The following is a 24,025-nucleotide window of genomic DNA, read 5'->3' on the forward strand; positions in this document are numbered from 1 at the left end:
AAATGTCAGCATGCTGTTCGAACTCTTATCGTTTATCTGTGTGACTTCCTAAGAGTTTATCATGCGTCAGCGTATTTAGTATTGTCCTCACAATTCGATACTCCGGGAAACCAGCCCCTCCAGAACTTAAAAGAACCCCGAGCGTTTTTTTGTTGCAAGTGCCTGTAGCGCCAATCCCGACACCCACTGCCAACGCCGACATCTGACGCTGTGCAAAAAAGGGGACCAAAAAGAGGACAGATTTATTTAACATTTGGGTCTCGCGACGCACGATCAACACCCAGCCCCCCTCCGACCCATTCCTGATAAACTGCCCACCCTTCGCATTATCCATCCCAGATCCCAATGCCCTCAGTCATAGCTCCACCGCAAGCCCTGTCCCGCCGCTTCTCCGTCGCTCCCATGATGGACTGGACCGACCGCCACTGCCGGTTCTTCCTGCGCCTGCTCTCCAAACACGCCCTGCTCTACACCGAGATGGTCACCACCGGCGCGATCCTGCATGGCGATCATGACCGCTTCCTGCGTCACAACGAAGCCGAGCACCCGCTTGCGCTGCAGTTGGGTGGCAGTGTTCCGGCTGATTTGGCCGCGTGCGCCCGCATGGCCGAGGCCGCGGGCTATGACGAGGTGAACCTGAACGTCGGTTGCCCCAGCGACCGGGTGCAAAACAACATGATCGGCGCAATCCTCATGGCTCACCCTGCCCTGGTAGCGGACTGCGTGAAGGCCATGCGCGATGCGGTGTCGATTCCGGTGACGGTGAAGCACCGTATCGGGATCAATGGCCGGGACAGTTATGCCGAGTTGTGTGATTTCGTCGGGACGGTGAAGGATGCGGGTTGCACCAGTTTTACCGTGCATGCGCGGATTGCGATTCTGGAGGGGTTGTCGCCGAAGGAGAATCGGGACATTCCGCCGTTGCGCTATGACGTGGCGGCGCAGTTGAAGCAGGATTTCCCTGAGCTGGAAATTAATCTCAATGGCGGCATCAAGACGTTGGAGCAATGCCGTGAGCATTTGCAGACGTTTGATGGGGTGATGCTGGGCCGGGAGGCTTATCACAATCCGTATCTGCTGGCAGAGGTGGATCAGCAGTTGTTTGGCAGTGAGGCGCCGGTGATCAGTCGGGCGCAGGCATTGGCGCAGTTGCGGCCGTATATCGCGGAACATCTGGCGACCGGTGGTTCAATGCATCACGTCACGCGGCATGTGTTGGGGCTGGGGACGGGTTTCCCTGGTGCACGCAAGTTTCGGCAGATGTTGTCGGTGGATATTCACAAGGCGGCGGATCCGTTGGCGTTGTTGGATCAGGCGGCGGGGCTGTTGGAAGGGCGGTGAGTGTCAGTGGGGCAAGCCCCCTCCCACACTTTTATCACGTGCAAGGGCACGGCATTAACTGCCGGCCCTTGCTGCGGTTTTACAGTTTTTCCGGCACTGTTCCATTGGGTACGGCTATCCATGTGTCGGTCTTGCGGTCATATCGTTTCCAGACACTCTCCGTTCTAAGTTTTCGATAAAGCGTGTCGAACGTGGTGCCACCAAGAATTTGAACTTGAACTTCGCCACCGGCAGTCTTGCAGTTAACCAGCCCTAGAATGGGTGAATTCGGATTCACCTGAAGTGCATACACCGCCTCTCCAAAGGTTCCTGTGGTAGCGTAATCCAGTGCAAAACTTACAAACTGGCTTTGCGGAGTGTCGCTGGACTGTAACGCGAGCAGGCGCATTGTCGTGTAAGTGGCACTGGGGAAATCTGGTTGGTGCAGGTCAGGCCCATCGATTGCCCAGTACTTTTCCGGTGTACCGCCGTTTTTAATATATTTGTCCAGGTCATTCTGGGCCTTGGCATAGATCACGCCTGCCTTCAGCTTCTGGACGTGCCAATTGTTGGTGTCTGCCCCTTCGTACGCGCGGTACACCCAGGTAGCAGGCGCCGTCACTCTGGAATCAGTGATCTTCGCCCCATAGGTTGAGGTCAGTTCATTTTCCTTCTCAAGGGTGCGACTCCCTATGGGTTTGCCAGCTTTGGCGGTATCAATGATTTCACGCATTTGTTGGTTATCGTAGCAACCGGCGTTAAGGGCCTGCTGCACTGTTACGTCGGCAAATACCGCTGTTGAACATATAAAACCCATGGCAGCGACTAGCGTTGATACATTCCGTTTCATCACATCTCTCCTTTGCTTTTTCACTAGCGAACAAACAGATTATTAATGGGAAGGCACACACACGCTTCGCCGCGAACAGTTAAGTCTTCAGAGTTTTTATCGGCATATTTAGCGTCTGCGAATCAGGTATAGCACAGGCAAAAACAGGAACAAGCAAACTTAAAGAAAATAAAGTTTTCACAACTTCAGAATATTGAAAATCATTATATAAAAGCTGTCATACGCCTGACCTCGACTCAAATTGAACCTCCCCCCGATTTTGCCCTCCTATTTAGCAGCACAGCCGGTCTTTCAAACGGCCGTTTCCAGGTTATTGCCCTCGCAAACGACCTAACGCATTTGCGCCCTTGAGCGCCTGCCAGCGCTCGGGTAATGTCATCAGACCCACAGGACAGAGCACGCCCATGACTTCCAAGCTGGAACAACTCAAGCAATTCACCACCGTCGTAGCCGATACCGGCGATTTTTCCACCCTCGCCAAGCTCAAGCCGCAAGACGCGACTACCAACCCTTCCCTGCTGCTCAAGGCTGCGTCGATCCCTGGCTATGCCAAGCTGCTGGATGAGTGTGTACAGGACTGCAACGGCGACGTGGGCCTGGCCAGTGACCGTTTCGCGGTGGCGGTAGGCCAAGAGATCCTTAAAGTGGTGCCAGGCCGTATTTCCACTGAGGTGGATGCGCGCCTGTCGTTCGACGAAGCCGCCATTCTCAAGCGTGCGCACCGTCTGATCGACCTGTACGACAAAGCCGGCGTTAGCCGTGACCGCGTGCTGATCAAGATCGCCTCCACCTGGGAAGGCATCCGCGCCGCAGAGAAGCTGGAAAAAGAAGGCATCCAGACCAACCTGACCCTGCTGTTCTCGTTTGCCCAGGCCGTCGCCTGTGCCGAAGCAGGCGTGTTCCTGATTTCGCCGTTCGTGGGCCGTATCTACGACTGGTACAAGAAAGCCAACGGTAACGACTACACCGGTTCCGATGACCCGGGCGTGCAGTCTGTGACGCGCATCTACAACTACTACAAGGCCAACGGCTACAAGACCGTGGTGATGGGTGCGAGCTTCCGCAACCTGAGCCAGATCGAGGAGCTGGCCGGGTGTGACCGCCTGACCATCAGCCCGGACCTGCTGGAAAAACTCGCGGCGGATGAAGGCAAGCTGGAGCGTAAGTTGTCGCCAGGCCATGCCGGTGAGGCCCGTGTGCATCTGACTGAAGCGCAGTTCCGTTGGGAGTCCAACGAGGATGCGATGGCAACTGAGAAGCTGGCGGAGGGGATTCGCCAGTTTGCTCGGGATCAGGAGAAGCTGGAAGCGTTGCTGACTGCCAAGCTGTAAAGGCAGATAGCAGCAAAAAGGGCGGCACCTGTGAGGGTGCCGCCCTTTTTTGTGTGCCAGTCTCGAGCCAATCGCAGGTCAATTGTGGGAGGGGGCTTGCTCCCGATAGCGGTGGGTCAGTTATGAATTTACTGACTGTCACTCCGCTATCGGGAGCAAGCCCCCTCCCACATTTTGATCATATTTCAATTGGGGATCAGTGGCGCTCGAGGGCGTTCACGAGGTCGTGGAAGGCTTCGCGGTTGGACTCGTTGAGGCCCATGAGGATTTTGTGCGCTTCCAGCACCTTGATTCGTACGACTTCCTCGGACTGGTCCTGGGACGGCAGGTCGGTGAGGCATTCCGGGCAGGGGATCGGGCGGTCAACGATGTTGAACACCTGGTCGAAGCCCATGGACTGCAACAGGCGGGTGATGTCTTCGTGGGTGGTGACCACGGTCGGCAACAGGCCGACCTTCTGCCGCGACAGAATGGACAACTTGGCCAAAAGGCCCAGGGTAGTGCTATCGATGCTGCGGGTTTCGGTCAGATCGATCACGATCGCCGAAAAGTTCAGCGCTGTGAAGATCCGCTCAATCGTCGCATCCAGCGCCGAACACAAGGTCAGGCGCACTTCACCGACAAACTTCAGGACGAAGGTCCCGTCTTGCTCGGCGAATTGGATTCTTCCGGTACTCATCAAAGATTCCTGCTCAACACCAATAGGGCGATATCATCCGGCATCTCCCCTAGCGTGGCCAATCCAAAAACCTGCCGCAGGCCATCCAGGCTGCCGCCCGCCGACTTGACCTTTTGGGGCAAGGCGGCTTCTTTCTCTTTGAGTGTAGGCTCTGGAAGAAGGTCCAGGATACCGTCGGACATCAGCGTCAGGCTGAACGTCGGCGGCAGTTCCAGGATGTGGTCTTCGTAGGTGGCTTCATTGAACAAGCCAACCGGCAAACCACGCCCCTCCAGGTAACGCACACTGTCAGGAGTGTACAAAACAGGCATCGGCAGGTGACCGCCAATGCTGTAGGTCAAAAGACCGGTTTCTTCATCGATCACACCGCCGACCATCGTCACGTGCTTGCCCAGCTTGCAGCTGATCAAGCCTCGGTTGATGTGGCCCAGCACCTCGGAGGGGGTGAACTCCGGCAAGGTGCCATTGCGCTTGGACTCGAACAACAGCCGTGTGGTCATGAACTTCAACAACACGGTGACAAAAGCAGAAGAAGCCCCGTGGCCGGAAACGTCGGCCAGGTAGAACGCCACTCGTCGCTCATCGACACGGAAATAGTCGACAAAATCACCCGACAGATACAACGACGGGATGATCTGGTGCGCGAACTTGAATTCGTCGATGGTCCATGGGCTGACCGGCAGCATGTTCATCTGCACCTGGCGACCGGCGTTCTGGTCTTCCTGCAGCAGGTTCAGGCTGGCTTCGAGCTCGCGGTTGGCGGTCTCGAGCTTTTCCCGGTAGCGCTGGTTTTCCAGGAGCAGACGTGCACGGTCCAGGGCGCGGCGCACCGAGTGCTCCAGCACGGCCAGGTCTTCCAGGGGCTTGATCAGGTAATCGGCGGCGCCCAGGCGCAGGGCTTCCACGGCGTCGTTCATGACCCCGGCACCGGACACGACAATCACCGGCGTCTGCGGGGCAAGGTCGGTCACCTGGCGAATCAGCTCGAGGCCGCCCATCTGAGGCATGCGCAGATCGCAGATCACGAGGTCGGGCTTGTCGCGCTCGAATACCTGAAGACCCTGTTGGCCATTACTGGCCTGCAGGACGCTGAAGCCACTGTCTTCCAAATAGGCCGCGAGGCTCGCACGCACTACTTCGTCGTCATCGATTATCAGCAGCGTGGCACTGGTTTTCTGCATGTGGGCAAACGGCGCCAGAATTAGGTTGGCGTAGGCGGCCCGGCAATGGCCGGGCTCACGTACTGGATTCGCTTTCTAGCCTCTCTGTCCTACAAAGCATTGGGATTTAACCCATGCACAACGGTAAAGCAGAGGTGCCCTTCTAAGGCGCAGACGGTACTCCCATCCGTGAGGGGTTTCAAGCTCATGCCGATGGTCGCCGAGCGTCTTTACATCGCAAATCACCGGGAGTTATAAGAACTGTCACGACCCCAACGTAAAGTAAGGATGGATGCTGTGAGCGAACACGAGCGCGGCTACGACGAAAAACGCGATTTCATCCGCATGCGGGTGGACGCCAATGTGTCTTTGATCCACGCCGGGCAGGAGATTGAAGGTATATGCCTGGACCTTTCCAGCTCCGGCATGCAGGTGCAGGCACCGCGCCAGTTCAGCGTGGGCGACCAACTGACCGTGCGCATCGACTCAGAGCATGCGGCACTCAAGGGCCTGGAGGCGGATACTGAAGTCGTGTGGACCAAGACTGCAGGCGATGAACAACACCTGGGCCTTAAGATCTTGAACATGCGCTGAAAAGCGCGCACAAAAAAGGCGACCCTTCTCAGGTCGCCTTTTTCATTTCAAAACGTCACAGCTTAAAAGTCGTCAACGACCTTGCCATCCTTGACCTTGAACTCGCGGTTCTGCAGGTAGGCGTTACGAATGAAGGTGTACTTGTCACCGCTGATCAGCTTCTCGCTGTCGAGCAGGCTGGCGCGCACGTCGACGACGTTGAGGCCGAAGGTGCTGTTACGCCAGCCGATGTCGTTCATGTAGCGGTACGGCTGGGTGTAGCTGTCAACGTATTTGGACGGCGCATCACGCAAGGTGCTTGGGCCGAGCAATGGGATCATCACGTACGGGCCGCTGCCGACGCCCCAGTAACCGAGGGTCTGGCCGAAGTCTTCATCACTGCGATGCAGCCCCATTTTGGTGCCGACGTCGACGAAGCCCAGCACGCCAAACGTGGTATTGACCAACAGGCGAGCCGTGTCTACACCCGCATTGTAGGGCTTGAGCTGCAGCACGTTGTTGGCCAGGTTGCCGACATCGCCGATATTGCGGAAGAAGTTGTGAACGCCGTCCTGCACAAATTGCGGGGTGACGAACTGATAGCCCTGGGCGATTGGCTTGAGGGCATAGGTGTCAACGGTGTCGTTGAAGGTGAAGATCGGGCGGTTGACGCTTTCCCATGGGTCATCTTCCGACGCGGCTTGGGCGGCGAACGGTGCCAACAGGATGGTGGCACACACCGATAGCTGAGCGAAGTACTGGCTCCAGCGCATAGCTTTTGCTCCTTGAATGGTCTGTCATGGGCGCTATGCCCTGAATAAGACCGTCAGTATATGACGGAAGTGTCGATTAAGGCAGCCACTAGGAACTGACTTACGGAAAATGAACAAAATTCCTACAAGTACGCCAGTGTCATGCCCTTGTCATGCCAGCCCGATAGTGTTGCTGCTATTTCAGGGACGTTCAGATGCCACACGCCGAGATTGCCGTCGCCACTGCCCCCTCGTTGACCGCCGTGTTATTTGGCCTGAGTGGCTGCCTGGTAGATTTTGGTTCCCAGGCGCGCACCGATTCGCCCTGCCCCGATGCCGAGGTCACACCCGGCGCGTTGAAGATTCTGCGCAGCCTTAAAGAACAAGGCGTGCCCTGCGCCTGGCTGGACGAACTGCCCCCCTCAATCACCACGCCTCTGTCCACCGGCCTGCCGGGCTGGCTCAAGGCAGCCTCGCCCTCCTCCATCCGCTGGCCCGCGCCCCACGCTTGCTGGCAAGCCTTGATGGAGTTGAACATCGAACGCCTGGAAGGCTGCGTACTGGTCAGCGGCGAGCCGCGCCTACTGCAATCGGGCCTGAATGCCGGGTTGTGGACCATCGGCCTGGCCTCCTGTGGCTCGCTCTGCGGCCTGTCGCCCGAGCAATGGCAGGCTCTGACCGAGCAGCAGCGCGAATCCAAGCGTGGCAAGGCGACGATGGCGCTCTATGGCCTGGGCGTGCACTCGGTGATCGATCATCTGGGCGAGCTCGGCAGTTGCCTTGCAGACATCAGCCTGCGCCAGCTCAAAGGCGAGAAGCCCTGATCAAGATCATGCACGGTCGGCCCCAGTGGATTAATCTACAGGCCAGCTCGTAGACCTTTCACGGCGTGCCGCGGTCTATGCCAGTGACTATCGATAAAAGGAAAGAACGTCATGCCTGATCGCAAAAAGCTGGAAGAACAGGTCGAGATCCTGCGCGGGCAGTTGGAACAGGACCCGCCGCTGTCGGAAGAGAAACGTGAAGCGCTGGAAGCCTTGATTGCCAAGTTTGAATTACAACTTGAACTTGAACCGGCGACTCAGACGCCCAGTATTTCCGACGATGTGAATCAAGCGGCCATAGAGTTCGATGCCGAACACCCAGTCATTTCCGGGACATTGCGCAATATCATGATCACCCTGGGCAATATCGGGATCTAACCTGCCCGCAAGCCAAGCACGAAACCAAAATGTGGGAGGGGGCTTGCCCCCGATAGCAGAGGTTCAGACACAGTTGCTGTGACTGACACTCCGCTATCGGGAGCAAGCCCCCTCCCACATTTGGTTTTGCGTGCAGGCTTACTGACGCGCCAGCCGCACGTTCAGAAACTGCGTGTTCTCAGTGCTGCGATACGGGTTGATATCCAACCCACCCCGGCGCACATACCGCGCATACACGGTCAACTTCTCCGGTTTGAGCAAGCGCTGCAAGTCCAGGAAGATCCGCTCCACACACTGCTCATGGAAGTCCGAGTGCTGGCGAAAGCTCACGATGTATTCCAGCAGGCTGGCATGATCCAGTGCCGCACCACGGTACTCCACCACCACACTGCCCCAGTCTGGCTGGCTGGTCACCGGGCAGTTGGATTTAAGCAGGTGGCTGTGCACGCTCTCCTCCACGACACGCGAGTCATCGCAACGCAGCAGTTCCGGGCGCGGGTGTTCGTAATTGCTGACGCTGATATCCAGGCCGTCAATGCACGCACCCGGCAACGCCATCACGCCTTCGGCCTCGATGTCGGCCAGGCTGCGGATGCGCACGTCCACCGGTTTGCCGGCGGCGGCGCTGAGGTCGGCACGCAGGGTGGCTTCCAGGCTGGGTGTATCGACAAACGCGGTCTGGTTCAGCGAATTGAGGTACAGCTTGAAGGACTTGGACTCGATGATGTTCGGCGAGTCGGCCGGAATGCTGAATTCACCGATGGCCACCACCGGCTTGCCCGAGGGCAGCAACCAGGACAATTCGAAGCAGTTCCAGAAATCCACGCCCTTGTACGGCAGGGTTTCGGCGCTCAGGCCCAGTTCGGCCCACTTGGCGGCGCGCGGAATCGGGAACAGCAACGATGGGGTATAGGTGGATATGTATTCACTGGACTTGCCCAGCGGCGAATGTTCGGCTGCGGGATGCATGGCGGAAACCTGGCTAAATAAACCGCGCCAGTCTACCAGCCTTTGCCCCCGCCCTTAACAAACGCCTCACTCAACGGTCAGTTTGCCGACCATGCCCGCCTGGTAATGGCCGGGAAGGTTGCAGGCGAACTCCAGGCCCGTGGCCTTGGTAAAGGTCCAGGTCAGTTCGGCAGTCTTGCCCGGTTCCACCAATACACTGTTGGGATCGTCGTGCTTCATGCCGCCCATATCACCGTGCCCCATGGCGCTGTGGTCCATCTTGCCCATGCCGGTGGCGGTGAGCATGCCGCTGGCTTGCATCTGCAACATCTCTTTCTGGTGCGCCGCATGCATCGCCGCGTCGCCCAGGTTGAATTCGTGGAGCAACTGGCCTTTGTTGACCAGTACAAAACGCACGGTTTCACCGGCCTTTACGTCCAGGGACTTGGGCGTAAAGGCAATGTCCTGCAGCGTGACTTCCACGGTACGCGTGGCTTTTTCAGCCGGTGCCGGTTGGCCGAACGCGTAAGTGTGAGCTGCATCCGCCAGTGCATTGAAACTCAACGCCAACAAACAGCCCGCTAATAACAGGGGGGTACGCAATGCCATCTCTTACTCTCCAAAAATAGGTGACCCGCTTGGGGCGCACTTTAAGATAGCCTCGCTGCCAGCCAACTGACTGCTAGATTACAACTTTGTCAGCTTGCGCCCCTACCCTGGCAGCCACGGTATAAAGGCCAGCGTCCCCTTTGCCAAGAGCCCTACATGAAACTGCTGATCGTCGAAGACCAACCGAAAACCGGCCAATACCTGCGCCAGGGCCTGAGCGAGGCGGGCTTCACCACCGAGTTGGTGGCCGACGGCACGACTGGGCAGCATCAGGCATTGACCGGCGATTACGACCTGCTGATCCTCGACGTAATGCTCCCCGGCCGCGACGGCTGGCAAATTCTCCAAGCGGTGCGCAGCGCAGGCCTGGATATCCCGGTGCTGTTTCTCACGGCTCGCGATGCAGTAGAAGACCGTGTACATGGCCTGGAACTGGGCGCCGATGATTACTTGGTCAAGCCGTTTGCCTTTTCCGAATTGCTGGCGCGCGTGCGTAGCCTATTGCGTCGTGGCGGCAGCACACCGCAGGAAACCACACTGCAACTGGCCGACCTGCGCCTGGACCTCGTCCGTCGCCGCGTAGAGCGCGACGGCCAGCGCATCGACCTCACCGCCAAGGAGTTCTCTTTGCTGGAATTGCTGCTGCGCCGCCAGGGCGAGGTGCTGCCCAAGTCGCTGATCGCCTCCCAGGTGTGGGACATGAACTTCGACAGCGATACCAATATCATCGAAGTAGCGATTCGCCGCTTGCGTCTTAAAGTCGATGACAGCTTCACCAACAAGCTGATTCACACCGTGCGCGGCATGGGCTATGTGCTGGAGGAACGGTGCAATTGATCAAGCGGCTCTCCCTCACCAGCCGCCTGGCGTTGCTGTTCGCTGCTTGCACCGCAGTGGTGTCACTGGTCGCAGGCGTGCTGTTCAACCGCGCCAGCGAGGCGCACTTCATTGAGTTGGACCAGCAGCAGCTCGACAGCAAATTAGTGGCGCTGCGCAGCACCTTGCAGGGTATCGACTCACGGGAAGCCTTCCTCCAGCGAACACCACAGCTGCGCGCCGACCTGGGTCACCAGCCCGACCTCACTTTACGCGTCAGCGCTGCCGGCCAGCGCTGGCTGGACGGCGCGCCGAACGTCACCTTGCCCGAAGCACCCGGCCTGCACAGCCTGCAAAACGCAGGCACCGAGTACCGCGTGTACAACGCACCGTTGGCGCCCGGCCAACCCGGTTCGCCACAGCTGAGCCTGGTACTCGACATCACGCACCACCAACACTTTCTGGAGCGTATGCAGCGCTTGATCTGGCTGACCGTCGGCCTCTCGGCCCTGGCTACCGCCCTGCTCGGTGCCTGGGCTGCGCGCAGTGGCTTACGACCGTTGCGACGCATGGGCGAAGTGGCCGCCGGGGTATCCGCCCACTCCCTGACGCAACGCTTGCCCCATACACAAATGCCGGCGGAACTGGCAGAACTGGCTCAAGCGTTCAACGCCATGCTGGGGCGCCTGGGCGATGCGTTCCAGCGCCTCTCTGCCTTCTCCGCCGATATCGCCCACGAACTGCGCACGCCGTTGTCGAACCTGCTGACCCAGACCCAAGTCATCCTCACCCAGCCGCGCCCGCTGGAAGATTATCGCGAGGCGCTGCATAGCAACCTGGAAGAGTTGCAGTGGATGGCGCAACTGGTCAACGACATGCTTTATCTGGCCAAGGCGGATCACGGTTTACTGATGCCCACGCGTGAACCCTTGGACCTGGCTCTCGAAGTAGAAGCGCTGTTGGAGTTTTTCACCCTGGTGGCGGAAGACGCGCAGGTCACGCTGGTGCGCGAGGGTAATGCCCACACGGCGGGAGATCGCGGCATGCTGCGCCGGGCCGTGTCGAACCTGCTGGATAACGCGTTGCGGTTCACCCCATCAGGCGGCGAAGTGCGGGTGCGCATCTTGCAAGGCACAGAGGGCGTGAAGCTGACGGTGGAGAACAACGGGGAAGGCATTCCGGCGCGGTTATTACCGCGGCTGTTTGACCGTTTCTACCGGGCTGATCCGGCACGGCATGAGGGCAGCAGTGAGCATGCAGGGCTGGGGTTGGCGATCACCCAGTCGATTGTGCGGGCCCATGGGGGGAAGATTTATTGTGAGTCGAAGGCGGGCTGGACAAGGTTTGTGATTGAGTTGCCGAAGGGAGATTGATGCAAGCCGGGCCGGCCCTATCGAGGGCAAGCCCCCTCCCACACTTGAAACGCGGTTGAAATGTGGGAGGGGGCTTGCCCCCGATAGCGGTCTAAAGCCTTACGAATATCTCAGCGCATGCGCCGGCTCAATCTTCGCCGCCCGATACGCCGGGTAAATGGTCGCCAGGAAGCTCAGCACAAACCCCGCCGAGCAAATCAGCAACACGTCCCCGCCTTGCAGCTCCGAAGGCAGGTTGCTGACGAAGTACACGTCCGAACTGAAGATATGCTGCCCGCTGACCCGCTCCAGCCAGCCCACCAGTTCACTGACGTTCAGCGCGGCAATCACCCCCAGCACACCGCCGATCAGGGTACCGACTACGCCGATCACCGTGCCCTGCACCATGAAGATCGCCATGATCTGCCGAGGCGTGGCGCCGATGGTGCGCAGGATCGCGATGTCCGCGCCCTTGTCGTTCACCACCATGATCAAGGTGGCGATGATGTTGAACGCGGCCACAGCGACGATCATCAGCAGCAACAGGCCGATCATGGTCTTTTCCATTTTCATCGCGCTGAACAGGCTGCCCTGGGTGTGGGTCCAGTCATCGGGCTTGTAGGCTGCACCCAGGCTGGCGGCGATATCCGCCGACACTTTCGGCGCCGCGTACAAATCCTTTACCGCCAGGCGCACGCTTTGCACCTGGTTGGGCTGCCAATGCTGGATTTCTGCTGCGTCGGCCATGTGGATCAGCGCCATGGAGCCATCCAGCTCGGCGCCCACCTTGAAGATGCCCACCACGTTCAGCCGCTGCATGCGCGGGGTAATGCCACCTGGGGCGCTGCTGAGTTCCGGAACGATCAGGGTCAGCTTGTCACCCACATTCAGGCGGAAGCGGCGCGCCGTGATATCACCGACCACTACGCCGAACTCACCGGGTTTCAGATCGTCGAGTTTGCCGCGTACGATGTGCTGGGCCACGATGGACACCTTGCCTTCCTGGGCCGGGTCGACGCCGCTGATCTCAATCGGCTGCATGGCCCCCTTGTAGGAGAACATGCCGTCCATCTGCGTGAAGGGTACGGCCGCAGTGACTTGCGGATTCTTCATCGCGGCAGCGGCTACTGGCTGCCAATCATCAATCGGCTTCACGCCAACGATGGTGGCGTGGGGCACCATGCCCAGAATGCGCGAGCTCATTTCGCGCTGGAAGCCATTCATCACCGACAGCACCACGATCATGGCCAATACGCCCAGGGCGAGGCCGATCATCGAGGTCATCGAGATAAACGAGACAAAACGGTTGCGGCGCTTGGCGCGGGTATAGCGCGTGCCGATGAAAATGGATAACGGTCTGAACATTCGCGTACACCGCCTGAAAAAATGAAAAAGCCCAGCGTCAACAACGCCGGGCTTGAAGCAGGTCAGATGGCGACCAGGTGACCTTCCTGCAGGTGCAACACGCGGTCCATCTGCCGGGCCATGCTCATGTCATGGGTCACCACCAGGAACGCGGTGCGCATCTGGGTGCTCAGTTCCAGCATCAAGTCCTTGATGCCCTGGGCGGTGTGGGAGTCGAGGTTGCCGGTCGGCTCGTCGAGCATCACCAGGCCCGGGTTGTTCACCAGGGCGCGGGCAATCGCCACACGCTGGCGCTCACCGCCGGACAGTTCGGCCGGCTTGTGCTCCAGGCGATGGCCGAGGCCGACGCGCTCCAGCAAGGCTGTAGCACGCTGGCGCGCTTCGGGAATCGCGGTCTTGCCGATCAGCAACGGCATGCACACGTTTTCCAGGGCGGTGAATTCCGGCAACAAGTGGTGGAACTGGTACACAAAACCCAACGAACGGTTGCGCAGTTGGCCACGGGCCTTTTCATTCAAGGCCGACAGTTCTTCACCGGCCAGCCACACGCTGCCCTGGGACGGGGTATCGAGGCCGCCCAACAGGTTGAGCAAGGTACTTTTGCCGGAACCGGAACTGCCGACGATCGCCACGCGTTCGCCCGGGTGCAGTTCGAGCTGCAGGTTGGACAACACCACCACCGATTCCGGGCCTTCCTCGTAGGATTTGCCCAGGTTGCGGCAGCTCAGGATTGCTTTTTCACTCATGCCCGATTCACTCATAACGTAATGCCTGTGCTGGCTGGGTACGTGCCGCGCGCCAGGCTGGATACAGGGTGGCAAGGAAGCTCAGGACCAACGCAGCGCCGCCCACCATCAGCACGTCCTGGGTTTGCACCTGGGACGGCAAGTAATCGATGAAGTAGACGTCGGCGTTGAGAAACTTGTGGCCGATCAGGGTTTCGAGGCCGGCGATGGCGGCGCTGACATTCAGTGCGGCGAGGATGCCCACCGCCGTGCCGATCAAGGTGCCAACCACGCCGATCACGGTGCCCTGCACCATGAAGATCGCCATGATCTGCCCCGGCGTGGCGCCCAGGGTACGCAGAATGGCGATATCGCCCTTCTTGTCGTTCACCACCATCACCAGTGTGGAAATGATGTTGAAAGCAGCGACAGCGACGATCAGCAGCAACAGCAGGCCGATCATGGCTTTTTCCATGCGGATGGCCTGGTACAGGTTGCCGTGGGTGCGAGTCCAGTCGCGGGCGTAATACTGCGACTCGCCCAGGTGCTGGGCGATTTCCCAGGCACCACGCGGCGCATCGAACAAGTCATTGAACTTGAGCCGCAGGCCCTGCACCTGATCCGGCTGCCAGCGATGCAGGCGGGCCAGGTCGGTGAGGTTGGTCAGGCCGAGGTAGCCGTCGATCTCGCCGGCGCCGACGTGGAAGGTGCCGACCACGGTAAAGCGCTTCATGCGCGGGAACATGCCGGCCGGGGTCACAGTGACTTCCGGGGCGACAAACGTCAGCTTGTCGCCGACCCCCACGCCGAGCTTGGCTGCGGCCTTGTCGCCAATCACGATGCCGAAGCTACCGGGCGCCAGGTCATCGAGCTTACCCTGCAACATGAACTGGTCGATGATCGAGACGTTGCGCTCCTGGGCCGGGTCGATGGCATTGAGCAGGATCTTCTGCACCTTGCCGTCGTTGGTCAGCAACCCCTGCATCTGGGTAAACGGCGCGACGGCCACCACCTTGGGGTTCTGCTTGACCTTGGCAGCCAGGCTTTGCCAGTCATTGATGGGCGCATCGCCCTCGATGGTCGCGTGGGGCACCATGCCCAGCACGCGGGTGCGCATCTCATGATCGAAGCCGTTCATCACCGACAGCACCACGATCATCACGACCACGCCCAGGGCGAGACCGATCATCGAGGTCAAGGAAATGAACGACACAAAATGATTGCGACGCTTTGCACGGGTATAACGCGTGCCGATAAATACGAAGAGAGGTCTGAACATGTCGGGGCTTGTTCGGAGGAAAAGAAGACGTCCCGGTGGCGGGGTCTGGTAAGCAGCTTTACACTCAGACCATTACCGTTACCTGGGGTTCGCCATGTCGACATTAGATGAAGAAGAGCGTCGCGAATACTACCGTATCGACGACATGATCGCACTTCAAATCAGCACATTGTCTGGCCCCGAAGCGGCGAGCAAGGAAGTGTTGCTGGATGATTCGCCGCTGTTCAATCTCCTCAGCGAACTGCACTTGAGCGAATTCGAAGCCCAGCACCTGCTACGCCAGATCAGCGAGAAAGATCGCAGCCTGGCAGCGTTCCTCAAAGTGCAGAACAAACGCCTGGAACTCCTCAGCCAGATCATGGCCCGCGGCCTGCTGAACGAAGTTGGGGCGCCGCAACCGGTGATCATTTCCGAGGGCGGCATCGACTTCCAGCACCCTACCCCGCTGGCGCCCGACACTCACCTGGCGGTCAAGCTGGTGCTGATGCCCCAGGCGCTCGGCCTGTTGCTGCGCGCACGGGTGACCCATTGCGACCCCAAGGGCGCCGGCTTTGATGTCGGCACGGAATTCGAATCCATGACCGATGCCCAACGCCAGTTGCTGGCGCGCTACATCCTGCAGAAACAGGCACAGGAACGGCGCCTGGCGCGGGAACAAAGCGACGCCCAAGACACCTGAATTCGTATTATCCCGCCAGACCACCTGGCGCAAAGGAGCAACTGTGACCCTGATCTACGGCCACCGCGGTGCCAAAGGCGAAGCACCGGAAAACACCCTGACCAGCTTTCAGGAGTGCCTCAAGCACGGCGTACGCCGTTGCGAACTGGATTTGCACCTGTCCATGGACGGCGAGCTGATGGTCATTCACGACCCGACCCTCAAGCGCACCGCCGACCGGCGTGGCAAAGTCGTCGAGTATTCGGCGGCCGACCTGGTGAAAATGGACGCACGCAAAGGCGGCCCAGGCTGGGTCAGCCCCTGCCCGATCCCGCGCCTGGAGGAGCTGTTCGAAAAGTGCGACTTCGACCACTGGCAGCTGGAAGTCAAAAGCGCCTCGCGCACCCGCGCGGCGACCACCGTGCTGGCAATCCGCGAAATGGCCGTACGCTTTGGCCTGATGGACAAGGTCACCGTGACGTCAAGCTCGCGGGAAGTGCTCAAGGCAGCCGTCGAACTCACCCCGGACCTGTCACGCGGCCTGGTCGCCGAATACGCCTGGCTCGACCCGCTGAAGGTCGCGCAGAACTACGGCTGTGAATACTTGGCGTTGAACTGGACATTGTGCACCCCTGAGCGGCTGGAAAAAGCCCAGCGCCAGGGCCTGCACGTGTCCGTGTGGACAGTCAACGAACCCGCGCTGATGCGCAGGCTCGCCGACTTCGGCGTAGATAGCCTGATTACAGACTTTCCCGGTTTGGCCACTGCCACCCTCGGGAATTACTGAAATCGGTCTCCCCGGCCGGCTCAGGCCACCGGCCGGAGCCGCTCAAAAAAGCCGGTTGAGGCCATCGTAGGCGGCAACCCGGTAGGCTTCGGCCATGGTCGGGTAGTTGAAGGTGGTGTTGACGAAATACTTGAGGGTATTTTGCTCGCCCGGCTGGTTCATGATCGCCTGGCCGATGTGCACGATCTCCGAAGCCTGGTAGCCGAAGCAATGCACGCCGAGGACTTCCAGGGTTTCACGGTGGAACAGGATCTTCAGCATGCCTTGCGGCTCACCGGCAATCTGCGCACGCGCCATGCTCTTGAAGAACGCCTTGCCCACTTCGTAAGGCACCTTGGCCTTGGTCAGCTCGTGTTCGTTCTTGCCGATGGAGCTGATCTCGGGAATCGTGTAGATCCCGGTGGGCACGTCGTTCACATAGCGCCAGCTGCCATTGTCGACAATGCTGCCGGCGGCCGAGCGGCCCTGGTCATGGGCGGCACTGGCCAGGCTTGGCCAGCCAATCACGTCACCAGCCCCGTAGATGTTGGTCACGCAGGTACGGTAGTTCTCGTCCACTTCGATCTGGCCACGGCTGTTGACCTTGACCCCGATGTTTTCCATGCCCAGCTTGTCGGTGTTGCCGGTACGGCCATTGCACCACAGCAAGGCGTCGGCCTTGATCTTCTTGCCGGACTTGAGGTGCAGGATCACCCCGTTGTCCAGGCCTTCGACCCGCTCATACTCTTCGTTATGGCGCACAGTGATGTTGTTGTTGCTGAAGTGGTAGCTCAACGCCTGGGAGATTTCCGAGTCGAGGAAGCTGAGCAACTGGTCGCGGTTATCCACCAGCTCCACCAATACACCCAGGCCGCTGAAGATCGAGGCGTATTCACAGCCGATCACGCCGGCGCCGTAGATGATCAGTTTGCGCGGGGTGTGGCCCAGGCTGAGAATAGTGTCGCTATCGTAGATACGCGGGTGGTGGAAATCGATATCCGCCGGGCGATACGGGCGCGAGCCGGTGGCGATGATGATGTGCTTGGCCACCAGCTTCTCGACCACGCCATTGGCGCAGACCACTTCGACGGTTTGCTCGTCGGCGAAACTGCCGGTGCCGAAGAACAGGTCAACACGGTTACGGGCGTAGTAGCCGGTGCGCGAGGCGACTTGCTTGGAGATGACTTTTTCGGCGCTTTTCAACACGTCCGGGAACGAGAACCAGCGCGGCTCACCAATGGCCCGGAACATCGGGTTGGTGTTGAACTGCATGATCTGCCGCACCGAGTGACGCAACGCCTTGGACGGGATGGTACCCAGGTGGGTGCAGTTACCGCCGACCTGGCGACGGCTATCGACCATCGCCACCTTGCGCCCTGCTTTGGCAGCGTTCATCGCCGCACCTTCTCCAGCTGGGCCGGAACCCAGTACCACCACGTCGTAGTTGTAGACAGCCATGCGTACTCCTCAGAACAGGCCAGGCGTACGGTTGGACGCCGGGCTAAATCATGCCGCGGCCAGCGGTCATGAAGGACAATTTGGCTCAAGTGTGTGAACCGGGGCACAGTCTATAGAAGGCTCAACGCCGCGAACATTAACCCTTGGTCGCGTCGTAGGCCAGTGTTGCCATACTACAGGACGCAAATCAGCGCCGATTTGAGGATGAGCCTTATGCGACAACTATTTTTTTGTTTAATGCTGATGGTGTCGATCACGGCGCATGCCAATGAAGCGCAGCGACTCAAGCAGGCTGACTTCCCGGCACAGTCCCAGGCATTGATGCTGAAAAACCAGGCGGTGCTCACTTACCTCTGGGCGGATGTGTATGCGGCCGCGCTGTATGCCCCACCGGATCTAAACGCCAAGCAGGCCTGGGACCAACAGCAAGCGCTGCGCCTGACGCTGTATTACTTTCGCGACATCGACCGCAACGACGTGATCAAGGCCGCCACCGCCACCCTGGAACGCCAGCAAATCAGCGCCGGTTTGAATCCGGGGATAGCCAGGCTGCACGCCCGCTTCCGGGATATTCGCAGCGGTGACCGCTATGCCCTGGACTTTCGACCGGGCCGGGGCTTGAACCTGGAGATCAATGGCCAGGTGGTGTTCAGCAGCCCAGACGCTGAATTAGCGAAGGCCTACATGGGTATTTGGCTGGGGCCCAAAGGGCTGTCGGACAGTTTGCGCGGCCGGTTGCTGAACTGAGGATTTTCGGCGGCTGACGCAGAGCTATCGGGAGCAAGCCCCCTCCCACCTTTGAATGTATTCACAAACCAAAATGTGGGAGGGGGCTTGCTCCCGATGAGGCCGTTCCAGACACCACGACACTCACAGCCATAAAAAAGCCCCGAACCAGTCGGGGCTTTTTCATTCAACGCAAATGCTTAGCGCGGAAACGCAGGAGGGTTGACCCCAGCCATGTCTTCCATCACGCGAACCACCTGGCAGCTGTAGCCGAACTCGTTGTCGTACCACACGTACAGCACAACACGGTTGTCCTGAGTGATGGTCGCTTCGGCGTCCACCACACCGGCGTGGCGCGAGCCGACGAAGTCGGTGGAGACCACTTCCTGGGAATTGACGAAGTCGATTTGCTTATGCAGATCGGAGTGCAGCGCCATGTAGCGCAGGTACTCGTTCATCTCTTCACGGGTGGCGGCTTTCTCAAGGTTCAGGTTGAGGATGGCCATCGACACGTTCGGCGTCGGCACGCGGATCGCGTTACCGGTCAGCTTGCCGGCCAGTTCAGGCAGTGCCTTGGCAGCAGCGGTGGCAGCACCGGTCTCGGTGATCACCATGTTCAACGCGGCGCTACGGCCGCGGCGATCGCCCTTGTGGAAGTTGTCGATCAGGTTCTGGTCGTTGGTGTACGAGTGAACGGTTTCAACGTGGCCGTTAACGATGCCGAACTTGTCATTCACAGCCTTGAGCACCGGCACAATGGCGTTGGTGGTGCAGGAAGCGGCGGACACGATCTTGTCGTCAGCGGTGATTTCAGCGTGGTTGATACCGTGCACGATGTTCTTGAGCTTGCCTTTGCCAGGCGCGGTCAGGACAACGCGATCGATACCCGGGCAAGCCAGGTGCTGGCCCAGGCCCTCGGCATCACGCCATACGCCGGTGTTGTCCACCAGCAGGGCGTCCTTGATACCGTACTGGGTGTAATCCACCTCAGACGGGCTCTTCGCGTAGATCACCTGGATCAGGTTACCGTTGGCGGTGATGGTGTTGTTTTCTTCATCAATGACGATGGTGCCGTTGAACGGACCGTGTACCGAGTCGCGACGCAGCAGGCTGGCGCGCTTGGTCAGGTCGTTCTCGGCGCCTTTGCGCACCACGATGGCACGCAGGCGCAGGCCGTCGCCGCCACCGGTTTTCTCGATCAGGATGCGCGCCAACAGGCGGCCGATACGACCGAAGCCGTACAGCACGACGTCGGTGCCCTTGCGGGCCGCGGCGTTTTGCTGGCCAACCACTTCGGCCATTTCTTCACGCACGAACTGCTCGGCGCTACGGCCGGTGCCTTCCTTGCGGAACTTGTAGGCCAACTTGCCCAGGTCTACCGAGGCCGCGCCGAGCTTGAGCTCGCTCATGGCCTTGAGCAGTGGGAATGTTTCGTGGACGGAGAGTTCGCTGTCGTCGGCAGAGCGATGGCGCGCAAAGCGGTGCGCCTTGAGAATCGCGATGACAGACTGGTTGATCAGGCTGCGGCCATAGATCGAGCTCACCACATTGTTATTGCGGTACAGCTGGCCGATAAGCGGAATCATCGCTTCTGCGAGTGCTTCACGGTCGATCCATTCACCAAGACACTGGTCGGGCTTCTGAGTCACGGGAACCTTCCACATGTAGGGGCAGAAAAAAGGGGCTACATTATGTCGCCCGACTGCACGATGAGCAATGCGCGAGGGGCAACAAAAAGCCCTTGCAAAAAAATACCACCGCGCTACAGCCCAGGAAATACGCGGGTTCCAGAAGGCCACTAGTCGAGCGCAGAGGCTGACTTGTCCGTAACCCTCCTAAACATTCGCGCATTTTGGCACTACATATTAAGTCAAAACCCACCATTGTTTGTCTTAGCCACTACATTTCCTACAAACCGTAATAGGCACAGTCAGCAACTGACAGGCGGCACCTCGGGCCGTTACAATTACCGACTTTGTCGCAACGCTTGGAGCTCAACCTTCCGTGCCCGTTCTGCGTCTACCGCTTCTCCCTGCCGCGGCAGGTAAACAGCACTGGGGCAACCTGCCCGGTGCCGCCCTGAGCCTGGCCATTGCCGAGGCTGCCAGCGCAGCCAAGCGCTTTACCCTGCTGCTGACCGCCGACAGCCAAAGTGCCGAACGGCTGGAGCAGGAGCTGAGCTTCTTCGCCCCCGATTTGCCGGTGCTGCATTTTCCCGACTGGGAAACCCTGCCCTACGACCTGTTCTCGCCGCACCAGGACATCATTTCCCAGCGCATCGCCAGCCTGTACCGCCTGCCGGAACTGGTCCACGGCGTGCTGGTGGTGCCGATCACCACGGCCTTGCACCGCCTGGCGCCGACCAAGTTCCTGCTGGGCAGCAGCCTGGTGCTGGACATCGGCCAGAAGCTCGACGTAGAGCAAATGCGCACGCGCCTGGAGGCCAGCGGCTACCGCTGCGTCGACACGGTGTACGAGCACGGTGAATTCGCGGTGCGTGGGGCGCTGATCGACCTGTTCCCGATGGGCAGCAAGTTGCCGTATCGCATCGACCTGTTCGATGACGAAATCGAAACGCTGCGCACCTTTGATCCGGAAAACCAGCGCTCCATCGACAAGGTCGATTCGATCAAGCTGCTGCCGGCGCGGGAATTCCCGCTGCAAAAGGACGCGGTCACGCGTTTCAAGGCGCGCTTTCGTGAACGCTTCGACGTGGACTTCCGCCGCTGCCCGATCTTCCAGGACTTGAGCAGCGGGATTACACCAGCGGGTATCGAGTACTACCTGCCGTTGTTCTTCGACGAAACCTCCACCCTCTTCGACTACTTGCCCCAGGACACCCAGGTGTTCTCGCTGCCGGGCATCGAACAGGCGGCGGAAAACTTCTGGAACGACGTGCGTAACCGCTATGAAGAGCGCCGCGTCGATCCGTCCCGGCCTTTATTGCCGCCCGCCGAACTGTTCCTGCCGGTGGAAGACTGCTTCGCCCGCTTGAAAAACTGGCCGCGCGTGGTCGCCAGCCAGCAGGACGTGGATGCCGGCAGTGGCCGCGAGCGTTTCCCAGCAGGGACGCTGCCGGACCTGGCAATCCAGGCCAAGGCCACGCAACCGCTGGAAGCACTGTCCAACTTCCTCGGTGACTTCCCCGGCCGCGTGCTGTTTACCGCCGAATCCGCCGGGCGTCGCGAAGTGCTGCTGGAGCTGCTGGAACGCCTGAAGCTGCGCCCGAAAACCGTCGACAGCTGGCCGGACTTTGTCGCCAGCAAAGAGCGCCTGGCGATTACCATCGCGCCGTTGGACGAAGGGCTGCTGCTGGATGACCCGGCGCTTGCACTGATCGCCGAGAGCCCGCTGTTCGGTCAACGCGTGATGCAGCGCCGCCGCCGGGAAAAACGTGCCGATGCCAACAATGACGCGGTGATCAAGAACCTCACCGAGCTGCGCGAAGGCGCGCCGGTGGTGCATATCGACCACGGCGTCGGCCGCTACCTCGGCCTGCAGACCCTGGAGATCGACAACCAGGCCGCCGAATTCCTCACCATGGAATATGCCGAGGGCGCCAAGCTCTACGTGCCGGTGGCCAGCCTGCACTTGATTGCCCGCTATACCGGTAGCGACGATGCCCTGGCACCGTTGCACCGCCTGGGCTCCGAGACCTGGCAGAAAGCCAAGCGCAAGGCCGCCGAACAAGTGCGCGACGTGGCAGCCGAGTTGCTCGACATCTATGCCCGCCGTGCGGCCCGCGAAGGCTACGCGTTCGCCGACCCCAAAGCCGACTACGCCACCTTCAGCGCCGGCTTCGCCTTCGAAGAAACCCCGGACCAGCAAACCACCATCGAAGCGGTGCGCGCCGACATGCTTGCGCCCAAGCCGATGGACCGCCTGGTGTGTGGCGACGTGGGCTTCGGCAAGACCGAAGTGGCGATGCGCGCAGCCTTTATTGCGGTACACGGCGGTCGCCAGGTGGCGATCCTGGTGCCCACTACCCTGCTCGCCCAGCAGCACTACAACAGTTTCCGCGACCGCTTTGCCGACTGGCCGGTAACCGTGGAGGTGATGAGCCGTTTCAAGTCCGCCAAGGAAGTGAATGCCGCCATCGCCGACCTGGCCGAGGGCAAGATCGATATCGTCATCGGTACCCACAAGCTGTTGTCGGACGATGTGAAGATCAAAAACCTGGGCCTGGTGATCATCGACGAAGAACACCGCTTCGGTGTGCGTCAGAAAGAACAGCTCAAGGCCCTGCGCAGCGAAGTCGACATCCTCACCCTCACCGCTACGCCGATTCCGCGCACGCTGAACATGGCGGTGTCGGGCATGCGTGACCTGTCGATCATCGCCACCCCGCCGGCGCGCCGCCTGTCGGTGCGTACGTTCGTGATGGAGCAGAACAAGAGCACGGTCAAGGAAGCGCTGCTGCGCGAACTGCTGCGCGGCGGCCAGGTGTATTACCTGCATAACGATGTGAAGACCATCGAGAAATGCGCCGCCGACCTCGCCGAACTGGTGCCAGAAGCGCGTATCGCCATAGGCCATGGGCAGATGCGCGAGCGCGAACTCGAACAGGTGATGAGCGACTTCTACCACAAGCGCTTCAACGTGTTGATCGCCTCGACCATCATCGAGACCGGCATCGACGTGCCGAGCGCCAACACCATCATCATCGAGCGCGCCGACAAGTTCGGCCTGGCCCAGTTGCACCAACTGCGCGGCCGTGTCGGGCGCAGTCACCACCAGGCGTATGCCTATCTGCTTACACCGCCGCGCCAGCAAATCACCAGCGACGCGGAAAAGCGCCTGGAAGCCATCGCCAACACCCAGGACCTCGGCGCCGGCTTCGTGCTGGCGACCAACGACCTGGAAATCCGTGGCGCTGGTGAGCTGCTCGGCGATGGCCAGAGCGGCCAGATCCAGGCAGTCGGCTTCACCCTGTACATGGAGATGCTCGAACGCGCAGTGAAAGCCATCCGCAAAGGCGAGCAACCGAACCTCGACCAACCGTTGGGCGGCGGCCCGGAGATCAACCTGCGCCTACCAGCGTTGATTCCCGAAGACTACCTGCCGGATGTGCATGCGCGGCTGATCCTCTACAAGCGCATTGCCTCGGCCACCGACGAAGAGGGCCTCAAGGACCTGCAAGTGGAGATGATCGACCGCTTCGGCCTGCTGCCGGAACCGACCAAGAACCTGGTGCGCCTGACCCTGCTCAAATTGCAGGCCGAGCAGTTGGGTATCAAGAAAGTCGACGCCGGGCCGCAGGGTGGCCGCATCGAATTCGAAGCGCAGACGCCCGTAGACCCGTTGGTGCTGATCAAGCTGATCCAGGGCCAGCCCAACCGCTACAAGTTCGAAGGGGCTACGCTGTTCAAGTTCATGGTACCGATGGAACGTGCCGAAGAACGCTTCAATACCTTGGAGGCGCTGTTCGAGCGCCTCATCCCGAAATCCGCTTGAAG

General features: G+C 59.9%; 22 protein-coding genes. 11 read left to right on the forward strand and 11 right to left on the reverse strand.

The window, feature by feature from the left end:
• The first annotated feature begins 345 nt into the window (after positions 1-345).
• Positions 346-1,341: a tRNA dihydrouridine(20/20a) synthase DusA gene (dusA, locus tag JFT66_RS01565; RefSeq protein WP_034118713.1), complete on the forward strand. Its 996-nt coding sequence runs from the start codon at positions 346-348 to the stop codon at positions 1,339-1,341.
• A gap of 79 nt (positions 1,342-1,420) precedes the next feature.
• On the opposite strand, the gene JFT66_RS01570 is transcribed toward dusA, so the two are convergent.
• Positions 1,421-2,170, reverse strand: coding sequence for a hypothetical protein (locus tag JFT66_RS01570; RefSeq protein WP_034118712.1), 750 nt, complete (start codon positions 2,168-2,170; stop codon positions 1,421-1,423).
• A 404-nt stretch (positions 2,171-2,574) separates the two neighbouring features.
• Between JFT66_RS01570 and tal the strand changes: the two genes are divergently transcribed.
• The gene (gene tal, locus JFT66_RS01575; protein ID WP_034118711.1) at positions 2,575-3,501 is read left to right on the forward strand and encodes a transaldolase; all 927 of its coding nucleotides are present in this window, start codon (positions 2,575-2,577) and stop codon (positions 3,499-3,501) included.
• Positions 3,502-3,697: 196 nt separating this feature from the next.
• Here the strand turns inward: tal and rssC are convergent, their stop codons facing one another.
• Both rssC and rssB read right to left on the reverse strand, forming a co-directional pair.
• A complete protein-coding gene (gene rssC, locus JFT66_RS01580) occupies positions 3,698-4,180 on the reverse strand; it encodes an anti-sigma factor antagonist RssC (RefSeq protein ID WP_010566476.1) in 483 nt (160 codons plus the stop codon).
• The gene (rssB, locus tag JFT66_RS01585) at positions 4,180-5,361 is read right to left on the reverse strand and encodes a two-component system response regulator RssB (protein ID WP_014717527.1); all 1,182 of its coding nucleotides are present in this window, start codon (positions 5,359-5,361) and stop codon (positions 4,180-4,182) included. The genes rssC and rssB overlap by 1 nt, the downstream gene beginning before the upstream one ends.
• A 276-nt stretch (positions 5,362-5,637) precedes the next feature.
• Between rssB and JFT66_RS01590 the strand changes: the two genes are divergently transcribed.
• Entirely contained in the window at positions 5,638-5,934 is a 297-nt protein-coding gene (locus JFT66_RS01590; protein ID WP_162524825.1) for a PilZ domain-containing protein, read from the forward strand.
• Between the two features lie 62 nt (positions 5,935-5,996).
• Here JFT66_RS01590 and JFT66_RS01595 read toward each other — a convergent pair whose 3' ends face one another.
• Complete coding sequence (locus JFT66_RS01595; RefSeq protein WP_034118708.1) at positions 5,997-6,686, reverse strand: MlaA family lipoprotein; 690 nt, start codon at positions 6,684-6,686, stop codon at positions 5,997-5,999.
• A gap of 194 nt (positions 6,687-6,880) precedes the next feature.
• Between JFT66_RS01595 and JFT66_RS01600 the strand changes: the two genes are divergently transcribed.
• Both JFT66_RS01600 and JFT66_RS01605 read left to right on the forward strand, forming a co-directional pair.
• Positions 6,881-7,489 (forward strand): HAD family phosphatase, encoded by a 609-nt coding sequence (locus JFT66_RS01600; RefSeq protein WP_153837753.1) that lies wholly within the window; start codon positions 6,881-6,883, stop codon positions 7,487-7,489.
• Between the two features lie 111 nt (positions 7,490-7,600).
• Complete coding sequence (locus JFT66_RS01605) at positions 7,601-7,867, forward strand: DUF4404 family protein (protein WP_103733543.1); 267 nt, start codon at positions 7,601-7,603, stop codon at positions 7,865-7,867.
• A 138-nt stretch (positions 7,868-8,005) separates the two neighbouring features.
• Here the strand turns inward: JFT66_RS01605 and queF are convergent, their stop codons facing one another.
• Entirely contained in the window at positions 8,006-8,836 is an 831-nt protein-coding gene (queF, locus tag JFT66_RS01610; protein WP_034118706.1) for an NADPH-dependent 7-cyano-7-deazaguanine reductase QueF, read from the reverse strand.
• A 66-nt stretch (positions 8,837-8,902) separates the two neighbouring features.
• Positions 8,903-9,424 (reverse strand): copper-resistant cuproprotein CopI, encoded by a 522-nt coding sequence (copI, locus tag JFT66_RS01615; protein WP_034118705.1) that lies wholly within the window; start codon positions 9,422-9,424, stop codon positions 8,903-8,905.
• A 156-nt stretch (positions 9,425-9,580) separates the two neighbouring features.
• Here copI and JFT66_RS01620 point away from each other — a divergent pair, with 156 nt between their 5' ends.
• Together JFT66_RS01620 and JFT66_RS01625 are read left to right on the forward strand one after the other, a co-directional pair.
• Positions 9,581-10,261 (forward strand): heavy metal response regulator transcription factor, encoded by a 681-nt coding sequence (locus JFT66_RS01620; protein ID WP_034118704.1) that lies wholly within the window; start codon positions 9,581-9,583, stop codon positions 10,259-10,261.
• Complete coding sequence (locus tag JFT66_RS01625; RefSeq protein ID WP_198858685.1) at positions 10,258-11,613, forward strand: heavy metal sensor histidine kinase; 1,356 nt, start codon at positions 10,258-10,260, stop codon at positions 11,611-11,613. The genes JFT66_RS01620 and JFT66_RS01625 overlap by 4 nt, the downstream gene beginning before the upstream one ends.
• 99 nt (positions 11,614-11,712) lie before the next feature.
• Here JFT66_RS01625 and JFT66_RS01630 read toward each other — a convergent pair whose 3' ends face one another.
• The 3 genes from JFT66_RS01630 to JFT66_RS01640 all read right to left on the reverse strand — a co-directional run bounded on the left by JFT66_RS01630 (position 11,713) and on the right by JFT66_RS01640 (position 14,961).
• Positions 11,713-12,957, reverse strand: coding sequence for a lipoprotein-releasing ABC transporter permease subunit (locus tag JFT66_RS01630; RefSeq protein ID WP_014717521.1), 1,245 nt, complete (start codon positions 12,955-12,957; stop codon positions 11,713-11,715).
• A 62-nt stretch (positions 12,958-13,019) separates the two neighbouring features.
• Positions 13,020-13,703, reverse strand: a complete 684-nt coding sequence (gene lolD, locus JFT66_RS01635; protein WP_019818240.1) for a lipoprotein-releasing ABC transporter ATP-binding protein LolD — start codon at positions 13,701-13,703, stop codon at positions 13,020-13,022.
• 7 nt (positions 13,704-13,710) lie between these two features.
• On the reverse strand, positions 13,711-14,961 hold the full coding sequence (locus JFT66_RS01640) for a lipoprotein-releasing ABC transporter permease subunit (protein ID WP_153837750.1): 1,251 nt from the start codon (positions 14,959-14,961) through the stop codon (positions 13,711-13,713).
• Positions 14,962-15,055: 94 nt separating this feature from the next.
• On the opposite strand from JFT66_RS01640, the gene JFT66_RS01645 reads away from it, so the two are divergent.
• Both JFT66_RS01645 and JFT66_RS01650 read left to right on the forward strand, forming a co-directional pair.
• The gene (locus JFT66_RS01645; RefSeq protein WP_153837749.1) at positions 15,056-15,640 is read left to right on the forward strand and encodes a PilZ domain-containing protein; all 585 of its coding nucleotides are present in this window, start codon (positions 15,056-15,058) and stop codon (positions 15,638-15,640) included.
• 43 nt (positions 15,641-15,683) lie between these two features.
• Positions 15,684-16,406: a glycerophosphodiester phosphodiesterase gene (locus JFT66_RS01650; RefSeq protein WP_003172585.1), complete on the forward strand. Its 723-nt coding sequence runs from the start codon at positions 15,684-15,686 to the stop codon at positions 16,404-16,406.
• A gap of 42 nt (positions 16,407-16,448) precedes the next feature.
• On the opposite strand, the gene sthA is transcribed toward JFT66_RS01650, so the two are convergent.
• Positions 16,449-17,843 carry a Si-specific NAD(P)(+) transhydrogenase gene (sthA, locus tag JFT66_RS01655; protein WP_005786183.1) on the reverse strand — a complete coding sequence of 465 codons (1,395 nt, stop codon included), beginning with the start codon at positions 17,841-17,843 and terminating at the stop codon, positions 16,449-16,451.
• Between the two features lie 213 nt (positions 17,844-18,056).
• On the opposite strand from sthA, the gene JFT66_RS01660 reads away from it, so the two are divergent.
• Positions 18,057-18,590 carry a chalcone isomerase family protein gene (locus JFT66_RS01660; protein WP_034118700.1) on the forward strand — a complete coding sequence of 178 codons (534 nt, stop codon included), beginning with the start codon at positions 18,057-18,059 and terminating at the stop codon, positions 18,588-18,590.
• 179 nt (positions 18,591-18,769) lie between these two features.
• On the opposite strand, the gene JFT66_RS01665 is transcribed toward JFT66_RS01660, so the two are convergent.
• Positions 18,770-20,233: a glyceraldehyde-3-phosphate dehydrogenase gene (locus tag JFT66_RS01665; RefSeq protein WP_153837748.1), complete on the reverse strand. Its 1,464-nt coding sequence runs from the start codon at positions 20,231-20,233 to the stop codon at positions 18,770-18,772.
• Positions 20,234-20,573: 340 nt separating this feature from the next.
• On the opposite strand from JFT66_RS01665, the gene mfd reads away from it, so the two are divergent.
• Positions 20,574-24,023 (forward strand): transcription-repair coupling factor, encoded by a 3,450-nt coding sequence (gene mfd / locus JFT66_RS01670; RefSeq protein ID WP_162524824.1) that lies wholly within the window; start codon positions 20,574-20,576, stop codon positions 24,021-24,023.
• The last annotated feature ends 2 nt before the right edge of the window (positions 24,024-24,025 follow it).

Source organism: Pseudomonas sp. MF6755, from assembly GCF_016405635.1.
GTDB classification, from domain to species: Bacteria; Pseudomonadota; Gammaproteobacteria; order Pseudomonadales; family Pseudomonadaceae; genus Aquipseudomonas; species Aquipseudomonas haemolytica.